The 10,702-nt window shown below is 43.8% G+C and carries 8 protein-coding genes; 3 read left to right on the top strand and 5 right to left on the bottom strand.

The window, feature by feature from the left end; all coding sequences use genetic code 11:
* Positions 1-44: 44 nt before the first annotated feature.
* Together QO187_RS09150 and tyrS are read right to left on the bottom strand one after the other, a co-directional pair.
* Positions 45-629, bottom strand: coding sequence for an AAA family ATPase (locus QO187_RS09150; RefSeq protein ID WP_371548111.1), 585 nt, complete (start codon positions 627-629; stop codon positions 45-47).
* Positions 630-668: 39 nt separating this feature from the next.
* Positions 669-1,880 carry a tyrosine--tRNA ligase gene (tyrS, locus tag QO187_RS09145; RefSeq protein WP_102093930.1) on the bottom strand — a complete coding sequence of 404 codons (1,212 nt, stop codon included), beginning with the start codon at positions 1,878-1,880 and terminating at the stop codon, positions 669-671.
* A 143-nt stretch (positions 1,881-2,023) separates the two neighbouring features.
* Here tyrS and QO187_RS09140 point away from each other — a divergent pair, with 143 nt between their 5' ends.
* The 3 genes from QO187_RS09140 to QO187_RS09130 all read left to right on the top strand — a co-directional run bounded on the left by QO187_RS09140 (position 2,024) and on the right by QO187_RS09130 (position 5,846).
* The gene (locus QO187_RS09140) at positions 2,024-3,382 is read left to right on the top strand and encodes an anhydro-N-acetylmuramic acid kinase (RefSeq protein ID WP_102093928.1); all 1,359 of its coding nucleotides are present in this window, start codon (positions 2,024-2,026) and stop codon (positions 3,380-3,382) included.
* A gap of 153 nt (positions 3,383-3,535) precedes the next feature.
* Complete coding sequence (gene fabF / locus QO187_RS09135; RefSeq protein ID WP_102093935.1) at positions 3,536-4,870, top strand: beta-ketoacyl-ACP synthase II; 1,335 nt, start codon at positions 3,536-3,538, stop codon at positions 4,868-4,870.
* 130 nt (positions 4,871-5,000) lie between these two features.
* On the top strand, positions 5,001-5,846 hold the full coding sequence (locus QO187_RS09130) for a hypothetical protein (RefSeq protein WP_371548108.1): 846 nt from the start codon (positions 5,001-5,003) through the stop codon (positions 5,844-5,846).
* A gap of 138 nt (positions 5,847-5,984) precedes the next feature.
* Here the strand turns inward: QO187_RS09130 and QO187_RS09125 are convergent, their stop codons facing one another.
* The 3 genes from QO187_RS09125 to QO187_RS09115 form a co-directional block, all read right to left on the bottom strand.
* Positions 5,985-7,802 (bottom strand): aminopeptidase P family protein, encoded by a 1,818-nt coding sequence (locus QO187_RS09125; RefSeq protein WP_371548106.1) that lies wholly within the window; start codon positions 7,800-7,802, stop codon positions 5,985-5,987.
* A gap of 407 nt (positions 7,803-8,209) precedes the next feature.
* A complete protein-coding gene (locus QO187_RS09120) occupies positions 8,210-9,778 on the bottom strand; it encodes a peptide MFS transporter (protein WP_371548104.1) in 1,569 nt (522 codons plus the stop codon).
* A 300-nt stretch (positions 9,779-10,078) separates the two neighbouring features.
* On the bottom strand, positions 10,079-10,522 hold the full coding sequence (locus QO187_RS09115) for a hypothetical protein (protein ID WP_102093922.1): 444 nt from the start codon (positions 10,520-10,522) through the stop codon (positions 10,079-10,081).
* Positions 10,523-10,702 lie beyond the last annotated feature (180 nt).

Raw genomic sequence — 10,702 nt, 5'->3', positions numbered from 1 at the left:
TATTTCTCGCATCGACTCAATAGATGCGGTATTGTAACTATTATTTAGGGCTTATCCAATTGAAGACACGCCCTAGTATAAAATTTAGAAAATGATAAAAGTCCTTCTTTGTACTGAACCTCACTGTAACTTGAAATCAAGTCATTAAGCTCTTCCTTAGAATTAACTTTTACAAGTTTATCATTCAGAGTTTTACTAGATATCCCTAATTTACCAGTTTGAAATTTTACGAACTTGTCACGATCTATAGTAATATTTGACCAAGTACGTCCACTCGCATAGTTACTTGTACAATCGAATTCAGTTTTCTTGAGTGTATCTTTACCAAGTTCATTTTCAATTTTTTCAATCAAAAGTTCATCCAGTTTGTATGTACAAACTATGGCAACTGGATCCTCACTTGATTTTTCCATTCTTTTCTTTTCACGCCTAGGAAAATCATGAGTGACATTAAACTTAAAATCATCATCATCTTGGAAATAATTAGTCTTAGCAATAGCCTCTAAAGCTGCAGTTTTACCAGATTCATTCATTCCCACTAAAATTGTAATATCTTCTTCCACTTCAAAAACTTGTTTTTCCGTATAAGACTTATATTTCAGTATTTCTACTTTTTTTAATTTCATCATAAGAAAACATCCCTGTTTTTTATAAGAATATTATTGGGTCTAACCAACCGTCACTTTTGCATAAGCTTTTTTGCCTGCTTGAATTACGACCGTCTGACCTGAGGTTAGACTAAAGCCACCATCAACGACTTCGCCATCTACTTTGACCGCGCCACGTTTTACCATGTCTTTGGCAGCTGAGTTGTTTTTAGCGAGCTTAGCTTGGTTCAGGATTTGAGTGATAAATAACGCATCTTGCCCTTCCAGATCTAACATTATTTCTGGCAAGTCAACCGGTAGTTCGCCATCTGCCAAGACGTTACCGGCAGATTTGTGCGCATTGGCAGCGGCATCAGTATCATGGAAACGCTCGATTAATTCTTCGGCTAAGATACGTTTGATTTCTTGTGGGTTACGGCCATCTTCCATTTCACGCATCAAGCTTGCCACTTCTTCCATTGGCTTAAAGCTTAAGAACTCAAAGTAACGATGGATAAGTGTGTCCGGCATCGACAGGATTTTCTGGTACATCGTGCCTGGTGCATCATAGATAGCGACATAGTTGCCCAATGATTTGGACATTTTATTGACACCATCCAGCCCTTCTAAGATTGGCACAGTGATACACACTTGTGGCTCTTGGCCATAGCGTCCTTGCAACGTGCGACCCATTAGCAAGTTAAAAGTCTGATCGGTACCGCCAAGCTCAACGTCTGCTTTTAGGGCGATAGAATCGTAGCCTTGTACTAACGGGTAGAGAAATTCGTGAATTGAGATAGGCGTTTGTGATGCATAGCGTTTTGAAAAGTCATCACGCTCTAGCATACGCGAGACGGTTTGCTGACTGGCAAGCTGAATCATGTCAGCGGCGCTCATGTCATTGAACCACTCAGAGTTAAAGACCACGCGAGTTTTTTCTTTGTCTAAGATTTTAAATACTTGCTCAGCATAAGTCATGGCGTTGGCTTTGATTTGCTCATCAGTCAACGGTGGACGCGTGCTGTTTTTGCCAGAAGGGTCACCAATCTTGGCAGTATAATCGCCGATTAGAAAATAAATCTCATGACCCAAATCTTGAAAATGCTTAAGCTTATTGATCAATACTGTATGACCCAAATGCAGATCAGGGGCGGTAGGATCAAAGCCAGCCTTGATACGTAGTGGACGATTGAGCTTTAGCTTAGCCACTAAGTCATCTTCAGACAATATCTCTTGCGTACCGCGCTGAATAAGGGCCAGTTGTTCTTCTAGGGTGTAAGTTTGATTGGTCATGATGCTCTCTATATATCACTTTAATTGGGATTTTTATGAATGACGGTTACTGGCTCAACACCTTAGGAAGTTTAGAACCTCAAAAGGTTGGAAAAAATGCTAGAATTTGACGGATATACTAGCGTTTTTTAAGGTAAATTGCCATGACCAACCCCGCATCGATTGCTGATACTGACCATAATGCCCTCGCAGACTTGCTTATGAATAATGGTTTGGATAACCCTTCAGACGATATTGATGATTTGACCTTTGATGATTCGAACTACGCCACCCTGACCGATGCCCTTGAGCAAACGGTGTTTGAAAGCTTCGATGATGGCTTATATATCGGCATGATGTCTGGCACCAGTTTGGACGGTATGGATGCGGTTCTTTGTCAATTTAATCCTGAGATGAGCAACGAAGACAACACTCAACCGCCAATGCAACTGCTTGCGACCTATAGCCAAGACTTTCCGCCCCGTCTGCGTGAAGTTTTACTGGCATTATGTCAGCCGAATGGTGTAAATCAACTTTTACCAGAGGCCGATGAACCAAAAAGTGAATTGGATTGGTTCGGTTGGGCAAGTCGCGCGTATGCTGAGTTCGCGAGCGAAGTGGTCAATACGCTATTGCAGCAATCAAATACCGATCCTGAGTCAGTGTTAGCGATTGGCTGTCATGGACAGACCGTACGCCATCGCCCGCAGATGGGTTTTAGCTTGCAACTGGTCGATGCCAATATCATCGCTGAGCGCACAGGTATCAGCGTGGTCAGTGATTTCCGACGTCGTGACATGGCAGTTGGTGGTCAAGGTGCGCCTTTAGTACCTGCGTTTCATCAGGCACTATTTGCCAATCCTGATAGTACCCGTGTGCTATTAAACTTAGGTGGTATTGCTAATATAACCGTCTTGCCAGCCAGTGAAGAAGTTCAAGTTGTTGGCTATGATACGGGACCTGCCAACTTGTTATTGGATGCATGGACAGCATTGCATACTGATAATAGCTATGATGCGAGCGGTGCTTGGGCACAGTCTGGAGTCATCATTGAACCGCTATTACAGCAGCTGTTGGCACATCCATTCTTTGCTCAATCTCATCCCAAAAGTACGGGCCGCGAAGACTTTAACTTGGCTTGGCTACAGGATGAGCTACAAACATTCGATCAGACTTCTGTCTATACCCGCTACTCATCTGCAGATGTACAAGCCACATTGACTGAGCTAACGGCTATCAGTGCCAGTACGCAAATCAATATGTTTGTCAGCACTTCAAAAAACAGCTCGGTTTATGTTTGCGGTGGCGGCGCATTGAATGAATATTTAATGACACGCTTGCAAGCACACCTACCCCATTGCACAGTAAAAATCACTGAACATTTAGGGCTTGCGCCAACATGGGTCGAGGCCGTTGCTTTTGCATGGTTGGCCAGACAAACATTGATGGGTGAAACTGGTAATTTACCAGCGGTAACTGGTGCAAATAAAGGCGTGGTATTGGGTCAAGTATGTTTTGCCTGACCAGTTAAATTTTAGTTTACATACGTGCACCTATGTGTTTTATAATGACTTTTGAAACGCCATCCTCTTAGGACCTGTAAGTATAGGATATATCGCATGAGCCAGAATAGTAGTTCACCTATCGACCAAGCCACCACTGATGACACAAATAATATGACTGCAGCACCTGTACATAAATCGCGTCAAAAACCACCTCACTACGAGCGTTCTGATGATACGCGTGTGGTAGTCACAGGTATGGGCGCCATTACGCCGCTCGGTCTAGACGTCGATAGCTCATGGACCAAATTGCTCAATGGCGAGAGTGGTATCTCACCGATTACGCATTTCGATGCCACAGGCTACCGTGCGCAAATCGCTGGCGTGATCAAAGACTTTGATGCCAAGCAATATATGAATGCTAAAGATGCACGTCGCTATGATGAGTTCATGCATTATGGGGTTGCCGCTTCTGCCATGGCACTAAAGCACGCTGGTTTTATCGATGAAGTCAGTGCTGCTGATGCGCCTGTGCAAGGCGTTGATCAAGATCGCTTTGGTATTATTTTAGGTTCAGGTATTGGCGGTATTCAAACAATTGAAAACAGCCGTGATACCCTACACGAAAAAGGCGCAGGCAAAGTCTCACCTTTTATCATTCCAGGCTCTATCGTTAATATGGCCGCTGGACTGGTAGCGATTAAGCATAAGTTAAAAGGCCCAAACCTTGCGACATCAACAGCTTGCACCACGGCGACTCATGCCATGGGTCTTGCCGCTCGTTTGATCGCTTACGGTGATGCCGATGTCATGCTGGCAGGCGGTAGTGAAAAAGGTTCTAGCCCACTTGGTATAGCTGGCTTTAGTGCTATGCATGCACTCTCTACCCGCAACGATGAACCAACCAAAGCCTCACGTCCGTTTGATAAAGGTCGTGATGGGTTTGTCCTTGGTGATGGTGCTGGTGTGGTCGTATTAGAAAGCCTTGCCCATGCCAAAGCACGCGGTGCAACGATATTGGCAGAGTTAGTCGGTTTCGGTATGAGCGATGATGCCAGTCATATTACTGCGCCACCAGAAGACGGTAGCGGTGCGGCAAGAGCGATGCAAAATGCACTAAACGATGCTGGTATCGAGTCATCAAGCGTCGGCTATGTCAACGCTCATGGTACCAGTACCCCTGCGGGTGACGTGGCTGAGTCTATTGCTATCGAAACTGTATTTTATCCTGTAAAAGACAGCATCTTAGTTAGCTCAACCAAATCGATGACCGGTCACTTACTTGGTGCCGCTGGCGGAGTTGAAGCTATCTTTACAGTATTAGCGCTACAACATCAGCATGTACCACCTACGATCAATCTAGACGATGTCGAGGACAACTGTAACCTTGATTATGTGGCTAATCAATCGCGCAAAGTTGATAACCTGCAGTATGCAGTATCCAACAGCTTTGGCTTTGGTGGTACCAATGGCTCATTGGTATTTGCTCGCTGGCCTGTCAATCAATAACAGCCACCCAACTACCTCGCAGCGCATGGTAATAAATGCGTTGTAACGTTGGTGTCAGATTTGCTACGTTTGTCCACTTGCAGCCCCTTATCGTACTTGCGTATGATAAGGGGTAATTTTTGGAACATTTATGGAAGATACCATGTCAAGCTACTCATTTTCCCATCAGTTTTATCAACGCTGGACGTGTGCACCTGAGCCAGTACGCGCAGCGATTACCCAAGAACTAAAAGACATCACTACCCTGCTGCAATCTGACACCTCATTTGAAGACTTTACTTTTAATACCCATGACTTAGATGCGCATGTAGACGAGCTATACGACAACTACAATGCAGAGCAAGCCATTGCGAAAGCGATCACAGACAAACAAGAGCAAGAAGACGCGGCCGCTGCAAAACAAAAGCTAGAAGACGAGCAGAAGAAAAAAGAAGCAGAAGAAGCCACACGTAAGGCAGAAACGACTCAAAAAGAACAAGAAAAAAATACGCAGTCAGCGTTAGAGACAGACAACGACAAAGAAATGGCTGCTACCGACGTAGCTAAAGTAAACACAGATAAAGTCGTGGCAGATAGCGCTGTTACTGACGATTTTGTTACTGATAACTCTAATGCAAAGACAGAAAAAGATGCATCAGAAGTCGTAAATACTGAAGGCAATGCTAGCGATAATAAAAGTGCTGATAACAAAACCATTGGCGAACAGGCACATGCGCTTAGCGATAACCACATTAAAGATATTAATAATAAAGCCAGTGCAGCGATTAATTTGGCCTTAAAAGATGCGAAGCTAGATGCAACACACCAACAGCTAATCCGCGAGCTAGAAACACAGGTCGATGACTATTTAAGCGAGCAAATGATGCTGATGTCTGAAAATCTAAAGTCTTGGCTACGTGCTGAGGTCACTCAACACTTTAGCGAGCAGAGTGACTCAACTACTAATAATGAAGCTGCTAAGAAAAGTATTCACTAACAGTGCGCCTTTTTCAGTATTAAACCTACAGTTAGAAACAGTCACTCAGTAGTAAGTATTAGATAACAAACACTAAAAAGCCCCGTAAATAATTTACGGGGCTTTTTAGTACTTTTAGTTAATGTTTTGAGCTTGGTATTAAATGGCTTTAGTACGTTCAGTCAACCATTCAAGCGCTGCACCTTCAACACGATCTTTTAGCTCTGCGAAGACTTGGCTATGATAGTCATTTAGCCAATCAATCTCAGTTTGGTCCAACAACGATGGCTCAATCAGACGCGTATCGATTGGGCAGTAAGTGATGGTCTCAAAGTTTAAGAAATCACCAAACTCTGTCTCAGTAGGCTTAGCAACTGGCGTATTTACTACCAAGTTCTCGATACGAATACCCCATTTGCCTTCGCGGTATAGACCTGGCTCGTTACTTGAAATCATACCTTCTTTCATTGCGCGCTCTTTTGGCGTGCTAGCGCTATAGGCGATGACTTGTGGGCCTTCATGTACATTTAAGAAATAACCAACGCCGTGACCTGTACCATGACCATAGTCCATCTGTGCTTGCCACAATGGCGCACGGCAAATAGCATCGATCAACGGTGAGGCGATACCATCAGGGAAATGGGCACGAGCTAGCGCAATGTGAGCTTTTAGCACAATCGTAAAGTCGCGTTTATGCTCAGCAGTAACTTGTCCAATACCAACTACGCGGGTAATATCAGTCGTACCGTTTTGATATTGTGCGCCTGAGTCAATCAGTAGCAATCCGCCTTCGCCCTCGGCCACATCAAGGTAGCTGAATTTTTCTGGTGTTGCGCGATAATGTGGTAATGCGCCATTTTCATTAAAGCCTGCGATGGTTGGGAAGCTTGGCGAGACATAATGCGGCTGACGACTGCGCACGTCTATCAGCATGCTATCAACATCTAGCTCACTCAAACGCTCGCCTGCCGCTAGACGCTGCTCAAATGTCGCAAAAAACTCAGCCAAAGCAGCACCATCTTGACGCATCGCTTCACGGACATGATCGATATCTGCATCTGACTTTACAGATTTGAGTAATGTACTAGGCGCCATTTGTTCAATAAAACCAACATCGTCTGCCATTTTTGAGAGCGTGCCTACTGCGACTTTGCTCGGATCTAACAATAATAAATCGTCTGGCGTCAATGCGCTCAATGCATCTTGCACAGCAGAATAGTCAGCCAATGTGATGCCGCTGTCTTTTAAACTCTGTGCAATATCTTCATTTACTTTATCAGTATCAACAAACAACGTTGCTTTGTCGGCATCAATCAACATATGTGATAAGAATACCGGATTATAATCGACATCAGCACCGCGCAAGTTCGTCAACCAAGCGATATCGTCTAGACTTGAGAGTAAATGATGGGTTGCACCTGCTTCTGCCATGCCTTCGCGTACTGCTGCAAGCTTTGAGGTGGCAGACTGAGCAAGGAATTGCTCATCGTGAGCATATAATTTGGCCGCTGGTAGTGCTGGACGATCTGTCCAAATCTCTGTCAGCACATCACGCTCAGTGATCAAAGTAATGTCATTAGCATCAAAAGCATTTAGCAGGCGGTCTTGCTCAGCGATAGATAGCACGTTGCCATCTACTGCTACGCTGTCCCCTTCTTGCAAATGCTCGGCTAGCCAATCGATATGATTTGGCTGACCTGGCGCAAGCTTTTCTAAAGTAATACCTGTGCCTTCTAACTGGTCAGCGGCATGTACCCAATAACGGCTATCCGTCCATAGACCTGCAAAATCAGCAGTCACAACCAGCGTGCCGACAGAACCGGTAAACCCTGACAGCCATAAGCGTGCTTGCCAGTACTCTGGTAGGTATTCAGATAAATGGGGATCAGCAGAGGGTACGATGATGGCGGTGAGATCTTGCGCGGCTAAGGCACTACGTAAGTTAGCAATACGTTCGTGAATGGCTTGTTTATTCATTGAATGTGTCCTTATAGAAATTATAAAAATATGATGATGGAGCGATCATTTAGAATCGTCTTGTTCTAATAGTCGTCTTATTTGAGTTGTTGATACCGCTTTAGTTTTAATAAGACATTTATTATCGATAGCAATTATTCAAGCAAACAGTCTACTTATTTAGCTATCTAATTATGTTTGTTTGGGTAATTACTTCTACTTATTAAGAATAAAAAATTGAGATTAATATTGCGTCACTGGGGTTCACAGAGCCCTATCATTAGATGTCTGGGCAGATAGTAAGCTTTCAATAGCTCGTGCCAAATATCTCACCAACTAAAACAATAAAACGTGCTACCAGTAATGGTAACACGTCTCATCATATGTCACTTGTGCTGTTGTTAATCACAAATGTACATCAGACTATTTTATTGCTTGGCCAGTTGTTTCTCACGCTCGCTTTCTTTGAGCATCTCATTGATAGGTTTTGCTAGTATCAATAATAGTACAGCGGTAACTACCAAGAAGATGGTCATGGTGGTAAATAGACCTGGTAAGCCTTCGATTTTATCAGCAGATACGTGCCCACCAAAGAAAGCAGCAACCAAGTTACCCATAGCGATAGAAGCAAAGAACAGTCCCATCATTTGACCTTGCATACCTTCTGGCGCCAATTTAGTCATGGCAGACAAACCAACTGGGCTTAATGCTAACTCACCTAGCGTCAATAATAATAAACTACCAACCAACCATAGTGGCGATGCCAAGCCAGCACCAGGCGCTAAAATGCTTTTTGAGGCGAAAATCATCAAGGCGAAACCTGCGGCTGCCAGTAGCATACCGAGTGCAAACTTAGCCATACTGCTAGGCTCAAGACCGCGGTTACCAAGCTTGACCCAGATAATACTAACGATAGGTGCCAATATTAAAATAAATAGTGGGTTCAATGACTGGAACCAGATACTCGGTATCTCAAATCCTAAAACATTCAGATCGGTATAACGATCGGCAAATAAGTTAAAAGATGTTGGCTGCTGCTCAAAACTTGACCAAAATAGCGTCGAGCCAATGATTAAAACAAAGCAAATTAATAAGCGTAGTTTGTCCGTCTTATCCAATCGCGGTGAGATAAACATAATAGCGAAATACAAGATGACGACCGCAGCAATGATATACGTCATATACTCTGCAACCATCTCAGGATTAAACGATATCATGCCAGTAGACACTAGTAGCACTGCGGCTACTAGCAACGCAACGAAACCACCAACCCAGCGACCGATGTTTTTGTAATGGTCGTTAGATTTTTCCCACTCAGCAGAAATACCTTTGGCGCGTGCATAACGCGTTAAGTTCTTTTGCGCGACAAAACGATAGATCAGTAATGAGACCAGCATACCCAAACCACCAACGCCAAAGCCGACATGCCACATGCCTTTTTCTTTGAATACGCCGACGATAAGTGCCGCTAATAACGCACCGATATTGATCCCCATATAAAATAAGGTGAAACCGCCATCACGGCGAGAGTCGCCTTTCGGGTACAAGGCACCAACCATCACTGAGATACAGGTCTTAAATAACCCTGAGCCCAAGACAATACAGATTAAACCAACAAAGAACAGCGTCATGCCAAACATCGCTGAAAGCGCGATACACAAGTGACCAAGGGCAATAATGATACTACCCCACCACAGCGCACGCTCTTGACCTAGCCAGTTATCTGCTAACCAGCCACCTGGTACTGCTGCTAAGTATAACGAACCCGCAAAAATACCATAAATAGCAGAAGCGGTGACTTCACTAAAGCCAAAACCGCCACTGCTCACTGTTGCCACCATAAATAAAACCAATAGTGGACGAATACTATAATAGGAGAACCGCTCCCACATTTCGGTAAAAAACAATGAGCGTAAGGGCGCAGGATGTCCCATAAAGCCATTGTCTAGAGCTTCTAACTCTGCTGCACTAGCCCCCGAATTTGTTTCTGTGCCCATAACTTTATTCCTTTAAAGATCATATTTGTAATGACCAAACCCCTGATTATCCAGATGGACGGTCATATAGGCGGAACATTGTTTCACTTGGTTATAATCAAGTAAAGAAAAAGTTGGTCAAAAATTACACAAATACTCATAAAAAAAAGCCCGCTCTCAATGGTTGAGAACGGGCTCTTTTTATGACTATTTAGAACTGTATCATTATGCTTATAGCACTGTTGATAGAGACTTCATAATAAGACTCATTTTATAATTAAGTAGCACTATTTTAGATCATTTACACAGTCATACTACAGCTTACTGTGCTGCGGTCTCTTCAGTAGCTTCACCAGCCTCTAAGTCACCATCCGCTTGCTCAGCTGTCAAATCAGCATCAGCAACAGCGGCTTGGTTTACAGTGCCAGAGGCAGTCGCTGTACCTGCTTCCGCAGTAACGACTGCACTATCTGCATCTGCCGCTGGTGTTGCATCTGCTGCAGTTTCAGGCGCTGTAGCATCTGACGCCTCTGCTGTTGTTGCAGCTTCTGCATCGGTTGGAGCCGCTTCTTCTTCAGTAGCAGTGGCTTCTGCTTCATCTGCCGCAGCCGACGCTTCAGTCGTCTCAGCAGTGATATGCTCGCCTGCTGGACGCAAAAATGCAGAAACACCAATAAGTAAGACAATACCTAGGAACATGGCAATGCCACCTAAAGCGAATAACAGCTCTTTTTTTGGATTGTTATTAACGATACCTTCTGACATACCTTATCCACCTTGCACAAAATATTTGAAATATTGACCTATTATATCGCAATTTATACTGATTTGTGAAAACCCTTAAGTATTTAAAGGGTTTATTATCCATAATTTAACTATTCATTTTTGGCACTTGTGACAGCTAACCACTTAATCAGTTATCTATTATTCGCTATCGACACATCT

The organism is Psychrobacter sp. Arc9 (genome assembly GCF_041431295.1).
In the GTDB taxonomy this organism is placed as follows: domain Bacteria; phylum Pseudomonadota; class Gammaproteobacteria; order Pseudomonadales; family Moraxellaceae; genus Psychrobacter.
The sequence above is the reverse complement of the archived record's forward strand: the minus strand, read 5'-3'. Positions and strand labels throughout refer to the sequence as shown.